Raw genomic sequence first — 17280 nt, 5'->3', positions numbered from 1 at the left:
GCTGGTTGAAATATTCAATTGCAGCTTGCCAGTTGGCAAAATCGTAAATTGCCAATGGCGGCAGGAATGTAGCGCGCAGCACTGGTCAAAGCTGATCAAACCAGCTTTGCCATTTTGCCGGTGATACCGTTTCCAGCCGGTCCCGTAAATGAAAGCGGTGGATTTTGGCGTGGGCATTTTCCGGCAGGGCAAACAGCTTAGCCGATAGCAACCCGTAAGAAACCAGCGATGATCCTTGTGGCATATGCCCCAGCAGCAAACGGGCCAGATCACCACCGACAGCATCAAACACAATATCGGTCTGTGCGGCGAGCGTTTCGATGGCCGGTTGATTGGTCATATCAATTGCGGTGGCACCAAGGGCCACGATTTCTGCCTTGCGTGACGCGCTGCGATATATGCCATGTACCGAGGCGGCCCCGTTTGCGATTGCCCACTGGATCAGCAACCCGGCACAGGACGATCCCGCTGCCGTGACGACAATGTGTTTGTCCTTTACTGGCCATAAATCCAGCATCAACCATGCCGCTAACGGATTGATATAGCCGCGCAGGGCAATTTCATCGTCGATATCATCGGGCACAGCAACCATCCATGCCGGATCGGCATCGACGTAATTTTGCCATGTGCCGTTGGCGCGTAATGGTAAAACGCGTTGCCCTGCCTTAAACGGGCAGGCGGTGCTGGCCGATATTTCGGTGACGACCCCCAGGCCCTCGTACCCGGCAATTTGCGGCGGACTGATCCGGTGACGATAGGCGCCGGTGATCGGGATCAGATCGGACGGGTTAAGGGGGGCTGCCAGCATTTGCACGCGGGCAAGGCCACCCGCCAGTGGCTTTAGGGCCCTGGTTTCAAAGGTCAGAACATCTTCCGGGGTACCAAACTGTCGATACCATAGGGCCGAATTATCCATTCAAATGCTGCCTGTTGTCGGGTTGGTTTTGGGACACCCTAATGCGTTTGATCGCGAACAGCCAGAAGGTTCCCCGTTATCCGCAATCGTGGCGCGAATAACGGGGAAAGATGGATAAAACAGGTTGGTCAGTTGTATTTAGGGGATCAGCAAAATTGGTCCGGCGCTGGACCGGCTTTCGGCCAGTTCGTGGGCCCTGGCAGCTTCATCAAGGGGAAAGCGTGCGCCAATGCCTGCTTTGACGTAGCCCCGGCCAATTGCATCAAACAAATCGGCGGCATTGGCCCGAAAACGGTTTTGTTCGGCATTATGCGGGAATACCGATGGGCGGGTTAAAAACAGGCAGCCCTTTTTGTTCAGTATTTCGGGGGCAATGTCGGGGGCGGGGCCAGATGCCGCCCCATAAAGAACCACCATGCCAAACGGTTGGGCCAGATCCAGCGAATGTATGAAGGTATGCTTGCCAACGGCATCATAAACCACGCGGGCTTTGCGCCCATTGGTGGCGGCCAACAGGGCGTCCACCCAGTTTTCGTGGCGATAATTTATCGCAATGTCGCACCCTGCTGTTTTTGCAATGGCACATTTTTCGTCTGACCCTGCTGTACCAACCACAAAAGCACCCAGTGCCTTGGCCCAACCCGACAGGATTTGGCCGACACCACCGGCGGCAGCATGAACAATCACCATGTCCCCCGCCTGGACCGGGCAGGTGTGTTTAAGCAAATATTGCGCTGTCATTCCCTTAAATATCAGGGCGGCAGCGGCTTCGTCGGACACATTATCGGGCAGGGGAACAAGTTTTTCGGCGCTAACATTGCGCATATCGGCATAGGCACCCAGCCCGGCATTCATATAGGCAACCCGGTCGCCAATACCAAAATCGGTAACATTATTGCCAACGGCCTCGACGATACCGGCGGCCTCGTGGCCCAACGGGCTGGGCAAGGGCAGGGTATAGGCCCCGCTGCGCTGATAGACATCGATAAAATTAAAGCCGATGGCCGTATGGCGAACGCGAACTTCGTTTGGTCCGGGCGCAGGCAGGGAAACTTCCTTAACGGCCATGTTGCTGGCGGGGCCATGGGCTTCAATTAATATCTGACGGGCGTTTAGTGCGGTCATGGGGCAGTTCTCCGCAAAAGGATCACAATAAGGATGGCCGTATTGGAGCCGATAAAAAGACGCCGGACAACAGCAATTGTTGCCCGGCGCAGTCAGGTGAAACAATGTTATCGGCAGGTGCTCAACGCACCGTGCCGGTAGATCACCGGGAAGTCAGTTTTTGCCGCCCGTAAAGGTTTCGGCATATTGAGAGCGCAACTGGGCCTTTTGCACTTTACCCATGGTGTTGCGGGGCAATTCATCAATTGTCCAGATCCGCTTGGGAACCTTGAATTTTGCCAGTTTGTCCTGGGTGCGTTTGATAATTTCCTGTTCATCAAACCCGCTGGCACTGGCCGGGACAATAACGGCAGCAACCGCTTCGCCAAAGTCGGGGTGGGGTAAACCAAAGACAGCGACTTCGCCCACTTCGTCATAGTCGCCAATGATTTCTTCGACTTCCTTGGGATAGACGTTAAAGCCGCCCGAAATGATCAGGTCCTTGTCGCGCCCAACAATGGTGATGTAACCGTCATCGCCCAGTGTTGCCAGATCGCCGGTAATAAAGAAGCCATCGGCGCGAAATTCCGACGCGGTTTTTTCAGGCATTTGCCAGTACCCCTTAAACACGTTGGGGCCACGGACTTCCAGCACACCAATTTCGCCGTGCGGCAAAATATTGCCATCCTTGTCGCAAACGCGGGCTTCTATGCCGGGAAGTGTTGGGCCAACGGCACCGGGGCGGCGTTCGCCATCCAACGGGTTGGATGTGTTCATGCAGGTTTCGGTCATGCCATAACGTTCAAGAATTTTAAGACCGGTACGCTCGAAAAACTGGTCGTGGGTTTCAGCCAGAAGCGGGGCCGAGCCCGAAACAAACAAACGCATGTTTGACACAACATCGCGGTTAAAACCGGGATGTGCGAGAAGGCGGGTATAAAAGGTGGGGACGCCCATCAGCACAGTTGATTTTGGCAGGCGTTCCAAAACATCGTCGGCATCGAATTTCGACAGCAAGATGATTTTGCCACCATTAAGCAGCATGATATTGACCGCAACAAACAGCCCGTGGGTATGAAACAGCGGCAGGGCGTGCAACAGCACATCATCGGGTTGAAAACCCCATGCCTTGTGCAAGGTCAGCGCGTTCGAGGTCAGGTTGCCGTGGCTAAGCATGGCCCCCTTGGAGCGCCCGGTGGTGCCCGATGTGTAAAGAATTGCTGCAATATCGTCGCTTGTAACATCGGCAATATCGGCTAAGGCCGTGGCTGTGGCGGCTTCGTCGTTAAGGGAACCATCGCCATTTGTGCCAAGGGTCAGCACGGCAGCAACATCATTTTGTGCGGCAAGTGTCTGTGATGTTTCCAGCCGGTCAGGGCGACACACAAAAACGCGCGGGGCGGCATCGCCAAGGAAATAGGCAATTTCATCGCCGGTATAGGCGGTGTTGAGTGGCAAATGAATGGCACCAAGTTGTAAACAGGCCAGATACAGCGCAATCACATCGGACGATTTATCGACCTGAACGGCAACGCGGTCGCCCTTGATTACACCATGACCGGCAAGAACGCTGGCATAGCGCCCGGTGCGGTTTAAAAGGTCGGCAAAGCTAACGTCTGATCCGTCATATTCTGTGAGGAAAGGGCGCGAGCGATCGGCCGGGAACCGTTTGATAAATTCGTTAAGCAGGTTTTCTGACATGGAAGGCTATCCTTGGTTACCGGCAAGCTGCGATACGGCGCGCGATACGGCGATTTTGCCGTCATTGACCAGTGATTCGTGGTTTCGTTCAATATTATCAAGATGATAGGCATAATTTACCATCAACCCGCCTGCCTGGCGCAAGCCTTTGGTCGAGATATCGCCCATCCAGTTCAGGCGTTCCAGCCGTGCCCCGTTGCCCAGATGGAAGCGGGCCGTGGGGTCCAACGGGGATTTGCCGCGTTTTGCATGGGCGAGGTAGCGCGCACAGAGTTGCAAGGTGGGTTTTTTAAGGGCGTCGGCGCGCGTGCTATCATTTACCCAGCTGTGATCTTCCATTGCTGCCAATATTTCGGCCGCCTGTTTGGCATCGTCATTGTCTGACTTTTGCCGGGTGCGTAACCAGCCCATAAAACCGGGAATGGGTGACAGGGTTGCGAACTGGTCCAGCTTGGGAAATTCGCGTTTCAGTTCCTCGACCACCTGTTTGATCAGGAAATTGCCAAATGAAATACCGCGTAACCCGGTTTGGCAATTGCTGATCGAATAGAAAATGGCGGTGTTGGCTTTGGATTGCGCCGTTTCGTCAATTTCCGGGGCCAGCAGGGCCTGCACGCTGTCTGCCAGACCATGTACCAGGGCGACCTCGACAAAAATTAGCGGGTCGTCGGGCATGGCAGGGTGGAAAAAGGCAAAACATTTGCGGTCATCGGCCAGTCGGCGTCGCAAATCATCCCAGCCCTGAATTTCATGCACCGCTTCATAGCGGATCAGTTTTTCCAGGATTGATGCCGAGGTTTCCCAGTCGATATGACGCAGTTCGAGAAAGCCACGATTAAACCAGCTGGTCAGCAAATGCTGCATATCGGCATTTAACGGTTCAAGATGGCGGTTGGTCTTGATCAGATTTAGCAGGGAATTACGCATATCGACAATGGCACGTGTCCCCCCCGGTGCCATGTTGATCCGGCGCAATAATTCCTGGCGGTCAGGTTCCGATGCCTGTGTTAATGCCGCCAGATTAATTTCATTTGGATCGGCTTTATAGGCATCGGCTGCGGCAATAACGGCGGCCTGATCGGCTGAAAACTCGTTTTGCATCATTTCGAAAAAACGCAAATGGTCGTCTTCTTTAAGGTTTTCCCAGCCACGCACGACTTCACGGGCAAGGGCAGTGCCCCGTGCTTCGCCTTTTTGCGACACCAGATCATGACACAGGGTTGCCAGCCGCAGGAACGGGTCCTGCGGGGTGCTTAAAGGCAGATCAAGCAATTCACGCCCGCGGTCGGCAATGGATGAAATCCAGTTGCGAACAGAAATTCCAGACATTAGCGGCCTCCTCCGATCATGGCATTGGGCAACCAGGTGGCAATTTCAGGGAAGATACAGAGAATGATAATGGCAACGATCATGCACGCGACATAGGGCATGGCCCCTTTCAGGATGGTTTGCAGGCGAATGTCGGGGGCAATGCCGTTGATGACATACAGGTTCAAACCAACTGGCGGCGTGATCAGGCCGATTTCCATATTGATCGTCAGAATTACGGCAAACCAGTAGGGGTCAAAGCCGGCGCTGATGATAACGGGCAACAGGATGGGCGCAGACATCAGGATTACGGCGACCGGCGGCAGGAAAAAACCGCTGATCAACAGGAATACATTGATGAACGCCATCAAGACCCAGCGATTAACATCAAGATCGGAAATCCAGTGGGCAATCGACTGGGTGATAAACAGGCTGGACAGCATATAGCTAAACAAACCGGCTGCCCCAATGATCAGAAGGATCATGACCGATTCACGGGTGGTATCGCGCAGGATGTGCCACAGTTTGGAAGGCTGCCACATCCGGTAAACCACAACCGCAGTCAGCAGGCAGAACAGCGCGCCAACACCTGCTGTTTCAGATGGGGTGGCAACACCGCCATACAGCGCAAACAAAACCGCCGCAATGATTACAAGAAACGGCAGGATACGCGGCAGGATTTCAAATTTTTCTTTCCAGCTATAGGAAACAGATGCCAGCGCGGTGCCGGCATGGCCCTGACGCCAGGTGGAGTAGATCGACCAGGTCATGAAAAGGGCCGTCACCATCAGGCCTGGCATTAACCCGGCCAAAAACAGCCGCCCGATCGAGGTTTCGGTGGAAATACCATAAATGATCATGGTGACGCTGGGCGGGATCAAAATACCCAGCGTGCCGCCTGCGGCAATTGACCCGGCGGCAACCGTATCGGGAAAACCGCGCTGGCGCATGGCCGGAATGCCCATTTTGCCAATGGCCGCACAGGTTGCAGGCGACGAACCTGACAGGGCCGAGAAAATGGCGCAGGCCCCAAGGTTGGAAATGACCAGCCCGCCGGGAACGCGGGTAAGCCAGCGATCAAGGGCGGAATAAAGGTCACCCCCGGCGCGGGACGATGCCACAACGGCACCCATTAGAATAAACATGGGAATGGCAAGAACCTCGAAACTGTCGAGTTTGCCAAACAGGATTTCAGGCAGCAGCGGCAGCGAGCCGACACCATCGAAAATCATGATAAAACCGACGCTGATCACCAGAAGGCCAATGCCCACCGGAATGCCGGAGAAAAGAACAAGGGTGGTTGCAATGCCGACAAGGGCAGCAAGAAGCAAGGGATCCATCAGGTGCTCTCCTTATACGGCGTCTTCGGGGATATCAAACGGGGTGGTACGGTTTGTGATCAGGCCCAAAAGATCGGCCAGAAACTGTAAAAACAGCAGGCAAAAACCAATCGGAAGTGCGCTATAGGGTTTCCAAAGAGCAACACCCCATACTGTTTCCGAACGCCAGCCGCCATTATGGGCTTCGATAACCAGTTCGATACCGTAAAATCCAAACAGCGCACTGATCGCCAGGCCCAGAAGCAAAATGATCACAGCCAGAATTTTGCGATTACCGCGTTTTAAATACATCGGCAGCAAATCAACATTTACATGGCCGCGGATCATTTGCACATAAGGCAGGCCAACCAGTGTGGCCCCAATCATCAGAAAAATAACCGCTTCGGTTTGCCAGACGGTGGATGCGTTTAACACGTAGCGCATATAAACCAGTTGGCAGATAATCAGCATGGCAATCGTAAACATGCCTGCCGAGGCGGCACCGCAAATTTTTGACAGCATGTGAACGCCGTGAATAAAGGCCCCGATAGCGCCGCCTTTTGGTGGGGTGGTGCGATCAGAATGCGTCGTTGAATTTTGCGACTTTTCCGGCAGCGGTTCTATATCGGGTGGCGGCGGAAAAGGTGAATTTGAAGATTTGGTCTGCACAATCCGGGTACTCCCGTGCGGGTCGGGCATGTCAATCGGAAGCGACGTAGAATGAACGGCTGCGTTGTTCACGCGTGGCCTCCTTATGTTAAGGTCCAGGCCTGTTAATACGGAGACATTGCTTGATCGAGGGGCAACTGTTCGGGGGCTGGGACCACCGTTAAATTCCTTGATCGGGGATGTTTCGATTTATGGGTTTTTGCTTGTATTTCGCACCCATAAAAGTTGCCTGTCCGCTTATATTAACAGGTATGGACCCTCAAACGCGTGTCGGGAAATCCGGCGTCGCAGCTGTGCGACGCCGGAAAAACATCATTTCACCGACAGGGCCAGATCAAGAAGTTCCTGACCACCCGGGGTTTCCTTGACGAATTCGGCATAGGAGGTTTTCTTTGCCAGATCCTGCCATTTCTGGAAGTCTTCGTCGGTCAGATCGGCGATTTCAACGCCGTTTTCCTTAAAGACCTTAACGCTGGTCTCGTCTTCCTTCCGGCCTTCGGCATCATAAAATGCCTCGGCTTTTTTCGCAGCCGCAGCCAGGGCTTCTTTTTGCGCGTCGTTCAGCGCGTCATAGCTTTTCTTGGACATCAGAACCGGCTGATACATGAACCAAAGGGCGTTGGCACCGGCCGGGGTATAGCATTTTACCTGTTCGTAAATACGATAGGAAACGAAGCTGGATGAGCTTGTGTTGGTGGCATCGAGAACGCCGGTTTGCATGGCAGGATAAATTTCCGAGCTGGGCATCGCGGCGATGGAGGCACCAGCCCCCTGCAACATCTGTTCAAACGATTTGCCTGCGGCACGAATTTGCAGGCCCTTCACATCGTCCGGGGTGCGAATGCAGCCCTTGGTCGAGGCAAAACCACCGGCCAGCCAGCCATGGGCAACCGTGACAACGCCACTGTCATTCAGGATTTTTTCCAGACGCGCCATGAATTCAGATTTGTTCATGCGGTTGGCGTGATCGTGGTTTTTGATCAGGGCAGGCATCAGCGTCAGGTTGAATTCAGGGTGGCGACCACCGGCATAAGCCAGCGGGTAAACAATCATGTCAAGCTGGCCACGTTCCATCGGGGTCCATTGTTCTTTGGCTTTGAACAGCGAACCGGACGGAAAAATCTGGATTTCCAGATCAACATCGGCAGCTTTGACTTCGTCAGCAATGATTTCGGCAACCTTGTTGCGAACATCGCTGGTTGACCATTGGTGCGACAGTTTAAGGGTCGTGGCCGAGGCAATACCCGACATGCCAAAAGCTGTGGCGGCCAGGGCAACAGCTGCCACAGATGCTTTCAAAGTAGCATTAAAAATCTTCATCAAATCCTCCCGGATGAAGCTGCGTTTCATGTAATCGCAATGCGCGTTGTGCGCTTTTTTGTTGTGGCGCTTTTCGCCATGAGAGAAAGCGTTACAGATTTCTGGCATGCTGTCTATCTGTTTTTGTATACCAGATTGGCCTTTTGCAATGCCACATACGGAAGGTGCGCTGGAATGCTGAAAAACGCTGTTTAAAAAGACTTTTGATTTTGCAATGCAGCGAAATTGCCTGCGTTTTTGCTTCTGAATTTCTTTGAAACGGGCCGGAATTTATGTTCTGGTATACCACGCTTCGGCTTTTATGGAGGACGCCTGATGGCGCGAAACGGCAAACTGGCAGAAGATCTGGTGCAGGCACTGGAGCGCGATATTGTTACCGGGTTGCTTCAGCCGGGCGACCGCCTTGACGAGCGCGGCCTGAGCGAACGCTTTAATGTTTCGCGAACGCCGGTGCGCGAGGCCCTGCAATCCCTGGCGCGAAGTGGGCTGGTGGCAACATTACCCCGGCGTGGAACGGTTGTTGCATCAATCACGGTTGGCGAACTGATCGAGATGTTTGAGGTTATGGCCGAGCTTGAAGCCATGTGTGCCCGGCTGGCCGCGCGGCGCATGGCAAAGGCCGATATCGACCGGCTTTATGAACTTTCCGCCGAATGCGATGCCCTGCGCGGGCAGGTGGATGCCGATGCCTATTATGCGGCCAATGTGCGTTTCCACGAGGCAATCTATTCCGGATGTCGAAATTCGTATCTGGAGCGGCAGACCAAAACGGTGCGTAACCGGTTGTCGCCGTATCGTCGTTTGCAGCTGCATCGGCCGGGCCGGGTGGAAAAATCCAATAATGAACATGCTGAAATTCTCGAGGCGATTGCCAGCGGCAAAGCCGACAATGCGGCAGATTTAATGCGTGCGCATTTGGCAGTGCAAGGGGAAGCCCTTAAGGATTTGCTGGCAATGGTGCCGCGCGCCTATCTGGAACCATTGGCGAGCTAGCGCCAGTTCCCGCAGGTAAATTTGCGTAAACCGCGCGTGATTTTTTCATACAGGTACGTTACAAACCCGCATGGCAAAAAAACGTTTGGATCAGATGCTTGTCGACCGCGGCATGGTCGAAAGCCTTGGCAAGGCCCAGGCCCATATTATGGCCGGGGATGTATTTACCCGCGAGCAGCGGCTTGATAAACCCGGGATGCAGGTGCGCGAGGATATATCCCTTACCTTGCGCGGCCAGCCGCACCCGTGGGTATCACGCGGCGGGTTAAAGCTGGAAAAGGGCCTGGGCGAATTCGCCATCGATGCCACCGGTTTTACCGCCATCGATGTGGGATGTTCGACGGGCGGCTTTACCGATGTATTGCTGCAAAATGGGGCGACAAAGGTTTATGCCATTGATGTCGGGCAGGGTCAGCTGGACTGGAAACTGCGCAATGACGACCGCGTGGTGGTGATGGAAAAAACCAATGCCCGCCATATTACCGCTGAACAGATTACAGACCCGGTTGATATTGTGGTGTGCGATGCCAGTTTTATTGGCCTGCGCACGGTTTTACCTGCGAGCATGGATTTTGTAAAACCCGGCGGATATTTGGTCGCATTGATCAAACCGCAATTCGAGGTTGGCAAGGAACGGGTTGGCAAAAAAGGCGTGGTACGCGAACCCGAATTGCATCAGGAAGTGTGCGATACTATTTCCGACTGGCTGGCCAATGTTCCTGGCTGGCGCGTACTGGGTATTGCGACCAGTCCGATTACCGGCCCGGAAGGAAATGTTGAATTCCTGATTGGGGGATGCAAGGACGGCGGGGTGTCTGATCGGACGTCTTAACGTGTCCATGGAGGAGCCCAGCGCCGGGCGACTTTTTCCAGTGAGCGATACAGATTTTGCCGATCAACGGTTTGGTCGCCGTGTGGCTTTTCGGCGCGTAATGACTGGATATAGCTATAGGCGTAGCTGTAGATTGTGATCAGGTTATAGCGTTCATTGATGCGAATAAGTTTTTCGTCAAAATCGCGCCGCAGAATGCCGGAGCATAAAAACTCATAGTGGTTCAGGCAGGCCCTCATTCCCGATTGCCAGTTTTTATATTCGTCGTTTTCGGGGATGGGGTAACGGTTTTGTTTGACGTAATCACGAATGATGGCCGCCCCTTTGCGAAATTCTGCGTCATCTAGCAAAGCAGACATTGTATGTTGTTTGCGGCTGAGCTTACGAGTAAGGGAAGCGGAAAAAATCCATCCTGTTGTCGCCAGAGCCCCGGTAATAAGAACCGCTTGTTGAGGAAGAAGGTTTTTACTCCAGTCAACAATTGCAGAAATTACCGGTATGATCAGGTCTGTTGAAATATCCATTGTTTCATCGTTACCTTGAATATATCACGATATCTGATTATATAAGTTTTACGTTAACTGGTTCTACTATGCTGATGGAGTGGTCTGTAATGGAAACTGAACGTGGGTTTTAGAGATATCGATTATTCGTCGTGCGCTCTGTCGGAAATGATAACGCCCTGGACACATGGAAAATAAAGACCCACACAAAATTGTGTGGGTCTTTTGCGTTAGATGACCAAAGGTTAGTGCCCGTAAACCAGATTGGGCAGCCAGGTGACAATGCCGGGTAAAAGAATGCACATTGCCAAACCCAGGGCCTGTAGGGCCAGAAAAACCAGAGACGACTTAAAGATGGTCGCCATTGATATTTCAGGCGGGCAGACACCGCGAATGTAAAACAGGGCATAGCCAAATGGCGGGCTTAGGAATGACATTTGCATATTAACCAGATACAGCACACCAAACCACAGCACCACATCATCGCCCGCGACAGCAGGCAGGCCAAACAGGCCATCAAAGGTTAACGCCTTGACGATAGGCACAAAAATGGGCACGGCAAGCAGCAGAATGCCGACCCAGTCCAGAAACATGCCCAGAATAACCAGCAACACCATCAGCAAAAACAAGATGCCATAGGATGACATGCCGGTGCCAAGGATGGCTTCGGTAATGAAAGTCTGCCCCCCTTGCAGAATGTAAAACCCGACAAAGATCGACGCGCCAAACATGATCCACAAGACCATCGCCGAAGCCTTGAGCGTACCGATCGAGGCTTCGCGAAGGGCGGTGAGTGAAAATCTTTTATGCATCATGGCCACAATGACCGCGCCAAACGATCCGATCCCGGCGGCTTCAACCGGTGTTGCAACCCCGGCGAACAGCAACCCCAAAACCAGAAACACCAGAATAAGCGGTGCGATCAGATCACGCAGCAGGCGTAGCTTATCGGCAAAGCTGATGCGTTCGGATACTGGCACCGGAGGCCCCAGTTTGGGGTTTTTAATGCTACGCACCACGACATAGGCAATATACATACCCGATAGCAAAAGCCCCGGAACGACAGAGCCCAGATACAGTTCGCCCACCGATTGCTGGGCCACCACGGCATAGAGAATGGCCAGAATGGAAGGCGGAATAAGAATACCAAGGGTACCACCCGCCATGATGGAGCCGATGGCGATTTGTGGATCGTAATTGCGTTTTAACATGGCGGGCAGGGCAATAATGCCCATGGTGACAACGGCGGCGCCGATGACACCGACCATGGCAGCAAGGATGGTTGATGCCAGAATGGTGGCTGCAGCCAGCCCGCCACTAAGCCCGCCCAGCCATTTATAGACAACGTTGAACATTTCCTCGATCAGGCCGGCGCGTTCCAGCATGGATGCCATGAAAATGAACAAGGGGATGGCGGCAAGGTCCGAATTGGTCATCATCGGGAAGATGCGACCGGGAATGATGTTTAACATGGTGGAATCCCCCACCAGATAGATAAACACCACCCCAAGCCCGCCGGTAACAAAGGCCAGCGGCAGGCCCATCATCAGCACCACGACCAATGATCCGAACATTATCCAGGTTAATGTGCTGATATCGACACTGGCAAGGATACCGGCACTGCGAAACAGGAAAACCTCGTCGCTCCAGGGATCATAAAGCAGAATATTGATCACCTCGACGATGACAACAAAAGCAGCCAGCACGGATGCGATGATTAAAAGCCAGGTCCCGAATTTGCCCATTGCGCTGTTGGGGCGCGGGGTGCGGGGGGCTGTTGGTGATGTTGCAGACGAAGTCATCGTGCGCCCTCCTTGCCCATTTCAACAAACAGCATGATGTCCTTGATCAGTTTGGACACACCGGCAAGCAGGATAAGGACGGCACCTAGCAACATCATGCCTTTGACCGGCCAGTATTGAATGCCCCAGGTTTCAACCGTGGTTTCACCCATGTCGTAGGAATCGGTAAAAAATCGCAAGGATGTCCCGGCCAGCGCCAGCGCGAAAATAAAGAAAAAGACCGATGTAAAAACATCCATGCCCACCCGGCCCCGGTCCGGCAGCAGGTTGTAAACGATATCAACCCTTACATGGGCACCGTGCAGCATGGCATAGGCCCCTGCCAGCAAATATTGCATACCAAACAGCAGGAACGATGCTTCATGCACCCAGATGGTTGGCATATTGAACAGGTAGCGCATCACCACTTCAAAGAAGTAAAAAATCACGGTGTTGATTGTCCAGAATGCAATGAACAGGCCGGATTTTTCGCTAAGACAGTCAATGATACGGGTAACGATATTGCCCTTGATCCCATAGCGGATCAGCGGGTCTTCCTCGGCAAGCAGATCTGCCGCCGGATCTTGATGGTCCGGTTGGGGGGCTGTTTTTTTTGATTGGCGGCTTTCCCACGCAATCATGATCAGGGGCATGACGGCCAGCCATCCCCAATACAGCCAGTGCGGCATGACAAAGCCGAAACCTTCTTGAAGGCCAGACATGAATTCCTCCCACGCAAAAAGATACCGGGGGCAGGGCAAGGCGATATTCGCACAAAGCGGCCCCCGGTTTGCTCAGATCAAAGCGACTGGCCCTTGATGTCGTCTTGCGAGATATAGCCAACAATATCGTTCATCAGGAAATCAAGCTGGAGCTTGAAAATTTCCTTGGCATCGTCATTTTTGTTGGCCCAGCGATACCAGACCGGGATGGCCGCACGGCGGAATTCCTGCATGTCTTCGGCGCTCAGACGGGACACTTTTGAACCTGCCTGTTTGAATTTTTCCAGTGCTTCGACATTACGTTTCTGGATGGTGACATAGTGATGCAGCGAATAGGCATGAACCTGGTCTTCTACCAGTTGTTTCATCGGGTCGGGAAGCTGCATCCAGGCCCGCATGTTTACTGTCAGGTCCATCAAATCGACCGGCTGGTAAACCGACATCACACCAGGGGGGCCAAACAGAATGTAATTGGTTACCTGGGCAAAGCCCAAATCCCAGTTCACGGCCGGTCCGACATAATCGGCAGCATCAATGGTGCCTTTTTCAAGGGCGGGGAAAATATCCGATCCTGGCAGGCTGACGGTGGAAACGCCGAACTGTTCAAATACTTCGGCAACCATGCCGCCGGGCAGGCGAATTTTCATGCCTTTAAGATCGGCCAGGCTGTTGACCGGTTTTTTGGAATGGATAACGTTGGCATCGTGATGGATGGGGCCGACATAAAAAAGGCCGTATTTTTTATAAATTTCGCGGGTTTTTTCCAGCATACCCAAGCCGTAAAACATGGTGTCCCACTGGGCGGGCTGGTCTGGTCCGGCGGGGTAGGATGACAAAAACACCGATGCCGGAATTTTACCTGACCAATACAGGGTAAAGGGGTTCATGGCCTGCAAAACGCCGGTGCGTACCGAATCAAACAGGGCATTGTTATCGGCGGCAACGGCTTTGGCCGGGAATGGCTTGAAGGTTAATTCGCCACTGCTTTTTTCGGCCATGTTGTTACACCATTCTTCAAACAGGGTGTAACCCACCGTGCCCGCATCCCACACTGACTGGATTTTCCAGGTGGTGCCGGCGGCAAGGGCAGTATTGGACAGGAACGGCGCACTAACAGCTGCCCCCGCAGCGGCAAGTGTGGTGGTACGTAGAAAATTCCGGCGATCCATGCCGGTTTTGGTTACGTCACTCATCAGTTCTTCCTCCCGTTGAGGTAAAGGACGCATGCCGTGATTTTTATTGATCGGTCGGCGTCCGGGGTGAAATGGCACGTCATGTGCCATTTCGTATTCTGCGATGGGCAGTCTCCCATTCCTTGTCGCGGTTGCAGCACAGCGTTGCTGTGCTGCGAAGTTTATGCGGTTCGGTTAAAGCCGGGCCAAAAAATGATCAATCCCGGCCTGCGCGCATTCCATATCCTGTTGCGGGGTGCCTGAACTCAGACCGATGCCGCCAACAACCTCGCCATCAACCGATACCGGGATTCCGCCGCCCACAATCGATAGTCGCCCGCCGACCTCGGTGTGGATGCCAAAGGCCAGGCTACCGGGTTGGGCCGATGCGTTATAATCGTGTGTTGCCTTGCGTGCGGCTGCGGCAGTGAAGGCTTTGTCCTGGGCAATAACCGTGCTGGTTACTTTGCCACCATCCATGCGTTCAAACGCAATGAGCGTGCCTGATTCATCAACAATGGCAATGCACATCGGCACGCCAATGTCGGTAGCTTTCGCCCGTGCGCCATCGATCAGTATTTTTGCATCATCAATTGAAAGGCGTTTGATCGTTAGCATGGAGTCTCCGTTATGCTTTTGAATTTTGTGGTCAGGCACAGATGGCTGCGCGCTGTGTTTCTAAAATATCGGCATCAAAACAACCGCCACGCCATAATGCTGGCGCAACCAGTTGATGCCGGTTGGCGGTGTGCCGGGCTTTTCGCCTCCCTTTACGGGTTGTCCATTGCGGGTAGAAAAATGCGATTGGTCTTCTTCAACCCTGGGAAGCTATTCTGTTTATCAAATTCTATTTGAAGGTCTTTCATTGACGCAAATGTTTTAAATTTGCTTTTCGCATCGTGGAAAGACCAGGGACACCAGACACAAAACAGCTTTCGGATTTTCAAGGTGAAAAACCGACTAACTAATTGTTTTTAAAGCATTATTATGATGTTTCAGGGTGCCGTGCGCAAACAGGTCTAGGCGGCGTTGTTTTCGCGGCCTAGCGCGGCAATGGCACTGATGGCAAGTTCGCGAAGCGCCGGGCTTGCCTGATCGCGTATTTTTAACGCGATGTCGATGGCGGGCAATTGGGGCAGGTCGGGGCTTGTCACAATTGTAAGCCCTTCATGGCGGGCAGTGCAGGCGGGCATAACACCCAGGGCATGGCCACCACGAACCGCAGTCACCAGCATGGAATTTGCGTTGCTGCTATGGCTGATGCGGTGGTGGATTTCATCGCGGCGCAGGGCCGCCAGGCCACTTCTGCGAACCGAACAATGATCATGATACACCGCAACAGGCAGCGGGCGTTGTGACAGGGCAAAATCAGGGTTTGCCACCCACACCAACGGTTCGGAAATGACATGCAGGCTTTCACCATCGGATTCTGCGGTCATGATGGCAAGGTCAAGTTCGCCTTGTGCCACCCGTTTTGCCAGGGCGGTGCTGTAGCCCGAATGACAGCTGATTTCGGTTTGCGGCAGGCGCTGTGCGGCTGAACGCAAAATCTCGGGCAGGAAAATGGCGGCATAATCGTCGGGCAGGCCAATGCGTAAAACAGGCGGGGCACCTTCCAGCAGGTCGGCAACCATCCGGTCATTCAGGCCGATAATGTCTTCGGCATAGGATTTCACCACAAGGCCGGTGGCGGTTGGTAAAACCTGATTGCGATGCCGGGACACAAGGGGTGTTCCAACCGTTTCTTCCAGACGTTTGATTTGTTGACTGATTGCAGGCTGGGTGCGCAAAAGAATTTCGGCCGTGCGGGTAAAACTTTGCGTTTCCAACACAGTTAAAAAGGTTCTTAGCCAATCAATATCGACATTTAATAACGCCATAAGAAGTTGTTATTTCCGCTATAAGTCAAACCGATTTCCCTTTGCCCGCGACTGCAGGCATGGTGAGGCCACGCTTGCTCCGGCACAGGGTAATCTGGCTGGTGTTGCGCAATATCACAATGTCTTTATTAATCGAGGCCCCGGTTATGCACAATTCCGCCTGTATGTCAGTTTCGCCCGCTTGCCCTGATCGCAAGAAAGCCGGGCATGGCGAATATGCAGATGATGTAAACGGTGTCGAGGCGGCAGATGGGGCCGATACGACCGGCAGGTCAGATGCCCGCACGAATAATAATGACCAAAATGCAAAAGCCCCGGCTGATTCAGAAGTTGAAATGGGTGTGTCAGCCGCGTCATTTAAAGATGAACAGGCGGCCGGTGCGACAGATGAAAAAACGCCCACCCCACGCACCATGTTGTGGCCGGTATTGGGGCTTTTGCTGGCGGCAAGCCTGATGGGGCTGGGCCCAATTTTTGTCCGGTTGTCGGGTGTTTCGGCCGAGGCATCGGCATTTTGGCGGTCAATGTTATCGGCCCCGGTTTTTTTGATCGCAAGTCAGGTACTGATTTTACCATTATTCGGCGCAAAACGGCGTTTAGGGGGTGGCAAGGCAGCATTGGACGCTGTAACGCCCCAACAGGGCACGCATTTTGCCCCGCATACCAAACGTAAAACCGGGTTGCTGATATTTGCAGGTGTTTTGTTTGCTGCCGATTTAATGTTTGCCCATCTGGCGATTGGCATGACAACCGTTGCCAACGCGATTTTGCTAAATAATCTGGCGCCGCTTTTCGTTGGCTGTTTTGGCCTGATGGGATTGGCGCGCCGCCCCAGTCGACGGTTCTGGCAGGGCTTGCCGATTGCCATGTTGGGGGCAATGTGCCTGTTTTTTGCCAGCGCACGGGGCAACGGGTCGGTTTATGGGGATGTTCTGGCGATTGTTGCGGCAGGGTTTTATGGCGCGTATTTCGTTGTTATTGCCCGTCTGCGCCAGGATCATTCCGCCTTGCAGATCATGCTATGGAGTACGGCGGTTACGTGTTTAGTCCCGGCATTTGA

16 protein-coding genes are annotated in these 17280 nt (G+C 53.4%); 3 read left to right on the top strand and 13 right to left on the bottom strand.

Features of this window, described 5'->3' with window-relative positions:
- Positions 1 to 85 precede the first annotated feature (85 nt).
- From THS27_RS19315 to dctP (THS27_RS19285), 7 genes are all read right to left on the bottom strand, one after another.
- On the bottom strand, positions 86 to 916 hold the full coding sequence (locus tag THS27_RS19315; RefSeq protein ID WP_210402948.1) for a zinc-dependent alcohol dehydrogenase family protein: 831 nt from the start codon (positions 914 to 916) through the stop codon (positions 86 to 88).
- Positions 917 to 1054: 138 nt separating this feature from the next.
- Positions 1055 to 2041: a quinone oxidoreductase gene (locus THS27_RS19310; protein ID WP_085593703.1), complete on the bottom strand. Its 987-nt coding sequence runs from the start codon at positions 2039 to 2041 to the stop codon at positions 1055 to 1057.
- 153 nt (positions 2042 to 2194) lie between these two features.
- Entirely contained in the window at positions 2195 to 3721 is a 1527-nt protein-coding gene (locus tag THS27_RS19305; protein ID WP_085593702.1) for a malonyl-CoA synthase, read from the bottom strand.
- A gap of 6 nt (positions 3722 to 3727) precedes the next feature.
- Complete coding sequence (locus THS27_RS19300; protein WP_085593701.1) at positions 3728 to 5050, bottom strand: malonyl-CoA decarboxylase; 1323 nt, start codon at positions 5048 to 5050, stop codon at positions 3728 to 3730.
- Positions 5050 to 6369, bottom strand: a complete 1320-nt coding sequence (locus THS27_RS19295) for a TRAP transporter large permease (RefSeq protein ID WP_085593700.1) — start codon at positions 6367 to 6369, stop codon at positions 5050 to 5052. Before THS27_RS19295 ends, THS27_RS19300 begins: the two co-directional genes overlap by 1 nt.
- Before the next feature lie 12 nt (positions 6370 to 6381).
- Positions 6382 to 7089, bottom strand: a complete 708-nt coding sequence (locus THS27_RS19290; RefSeq protein WP_246833030.1) for a TRAP transporter small permease — start codon at positions 7087 to 7089, stop codon at positions 6382 to 6384.
- Between the two features lie 240 nt (positions 7090 to 7329).
- Complete coding sequence (gene dctP, locus THS27_RS19285) at positions 7330 to 8337, bottom strand: TRAP transporter substrate-binding protein DctP (RefSeq protein WP_085593699.1); 1008 nt, start codon at positions 8335 to 8337, stop codon at positions 7330 to 7332.
- A 315-nt stretch (positions 8338 to 8652) separates the two neighbouring features.
- Between dctP (THS27_RS19285) and THS27_RS19280 the strand changes: the two genes are divergently transcribed.
- A complete protein-coding gene (locus tag THS27_RS19280; RefSeq protein ID WP_085593698.1) occupies positions 8653 to 9330 on the top strand; it encodes a GntR family transcriptional regulator in 678 nt (225 codons plus the stop codon).
- A gap of 70 nt (positions 9331 to 9400) precedes the next feature.
- A complete protein-coding gene (locus THS27_RS19275; protein WP_085593697.1) occupies positions 9401 to 10162 on the top strand; it encodes a TlyA family RNA methyltransferase in 762 nt (253 codons plus the stop codon).
- On the opposite strand, the gene THS27_RS19270 is transcribed toward THS27_RS19275, so the two are convergent.
- From THS27_RS19270 to THS27_RS19245, 6 genes are all read right to left on the bottom strand, one after another.
- Positions 10159 to 10686, bottom strand: a complete 528-nt coding sequence (locus tag THS27_RS19270) for a DUF4760 domain-containing protein (protein WP_085593696.1) — start codon at positions 10684 to 10686, stop codon at positions 10159 to 10161. The two genes, THS27_RS19275 and THS27_RS19270, sit on opposite strands and share 4 nt — an antisense overlap.
- A gap of 224 nt (positions 10687 to 10910) precedes the next feature.
- A complete protein-coding gene (locus THS27_RS19265) occupies positions 10911 to 12467 on the bottom strand; it encodes a TRAP transporter large permease subunit (RefSeq protein WP_085593695.1) in 1557 nt (518 codons plus the stop codon).
- A complete protein-coding gene (locus tag THS27_RS19260) occupies positions 12464 to 13168 on the bottom strand; it encodes a TRAP transporter small permease subunit (RefSeq protein WP_085593694.1) in 705 nt (234 codons plus the stop codon). Before THS27_RS19260 ends, THS27_RS19265 begins: the two co-directional genes overlap by 4 nt.
- 77 nt (positions 13169 to 13245) lie before the next feature.
- Positions 13246 to 14361: a TRAP transporter substrate-binding protein DctP gene (gene dctP, locus THS27_RS19255; protein ID WP_085593693.1), complete on the bottom strand. Its 1116-nt coding sequence runs from the start codon at positions 14359 to 14361 to the stop codon at positions 13246 to 13248.
- Positions 14362 to 14535: 174 nt separating this feature from the next.
- Positions 14536 to 14958 (bottom strand): heme-binding protein, encoded by a 423-nt coding sequence (locus THS27_RS19250; protein ID WP_085593692.1) that lies wholly within the window; start codon positions 14956 to 14958, stop codon positions 14536 to 14538.
- Between the two features lie 401 nt (positions 14959 to 15359).
- The gene (locus THS27_RS19245; RefSeq protein ID WP_085593691.1) at positions 15360 to 16220 is read right to left on the bottom strand and encodes a LysR family transcriptional regulator; all 861 of its coding nucleotides are present in this window, start codon (positions 16218 to 16220) and stop codon (positions 15360 to 15362) included.
- A gap of 119 nt (positions 16221 to 16339) precedes the next feature.
- Here THS27_RS19245 and THS27_RS19240 point away from each other — a divergent pair.
- On the top strand, positions 16340 to 17280 hold a 941-nt coding region (locus THS27_RS19240; protein WP_168184949.1), incomplete at its 3' end, for a DMT family transporter.

This window comes from Thalassospira sp. MCCC 1A01428, from assembly GCF_002115825.1.
Lineage (GTDB): Bacteria > Pseudomonadota > Alphaproteobacteria > Rhodospirillales > Thalassospiraceae > Thalassospira.
The sequence above is the reverse complement of the archived record's forward strand: the minus strand, read 5'-3'. Positions and strand labels throughout refer to the sequence as shown.

What these genes read in the sequence shown, in the direction of transcription:
- THS27_RS19315 (WP_210402948.1), bottom strand. Translation starts at nt 916, where the DNA reads ATGGATAATTCGGCCCTATGGTATCGACAGTTTGGTACCCCGGAAGAT.
- THS27_RS19310 (WP_085593703.1), bottom strand. Translation starts at nt 2,041, where the DNA reads ATGACCGCACTAAACGCCCGTCAGATATTAATTGAAGCCCATGGCCCC.
- THS27_RS19305 (WP_085593702.1), bottom strand. Translation starts at nt 3,721, where the DNA reads ATGTCAGAAAACCTGCTTAACGAATTTATCAAACGGTTCCCGGCCGAT.
- THS27_RS19300 (WP_085593701.1), bottom strand. Translation starts at nt 5,050, where the DNA reads ATGTCTGGAATTTCTGTTCGCAACTGGATTTCATCCATTGCCGACCGC.
- THS27_RS19295 (WP_085593700.1), bottom strand. Translation starts at nt 6,369, where the DNA reads ATGGATCCCTTGCTTCTTGCTGCCCTTGTCGGCATTGCAACCACCCTT.
- dctP (WP_085593699.1), bottom strand. Translation starts at nt 8,337, where the DNA reads ATGAAGATTTTTAATGCTACTTTGAAAGCATCTGTGGCAGCTGTTGCC.
- THS27_RS19280 (WP_085593698.1), top strand. Translation starts at nt 8,653, where the DNA reads ATGGCGCGAAACGGCAAACTGGCAGAAGATCTGGTGCAGGCACTGGAG.
- THS27_RS19275 (WP_085593697.1), top strand. Translation starts at nt 9,401, where the DNA reads ATGGCAAAAAAACGTTTGGATCAGATGCTTGTCGACCGCGGCATGGTC.
- THS27_RS19270 (WP_085593696.1), bottom strand. Translation starts at nt 10,686, where the DNA reads ATGGATATTTCAACAGACCTGATCATACCGGTAATTTCTGCAATTGTT.
- THS27_RS19265 (WP_085593695.1), bottom strand. Translation starts at nt 12,467, where the DNA reads ATGACTTCGTCTGCAACATCACCAACAGCCCCCCGCACCCCGCGCCCC.
- THS27_RS19260 (WP_085593694.1), bottom strand. Translation starts at nt 13,168, where the DNA reads ATGTCTGGCCTTCAAGAAGGTTTCGGCTTTGTCATGCCGCACTGGCTG.
- dctP (WP_085593693.1), bottom strand. Translation starts at nt 14,361, where the DNA reads ATGAGTGACGTAACCAAAACCGGCATGGATCGCCGGAATTTTCTACGT.
- THS27_RS19250 (WP_085593692.1), bottom strand. Translation starts at nt 14,958, where the DNA reads ATGCTAACGATCAAACGCCTTTCAATTGATGATGCAAAAATACTGATC.
- THS27_RS19245 (WP_085593691.1), bottom strand. Translation starts at nt 16,220, where the DNA reads ATGGCGTTATTAAATGTCGATATTGATTGGCTAAGAACCTTTTTAACT.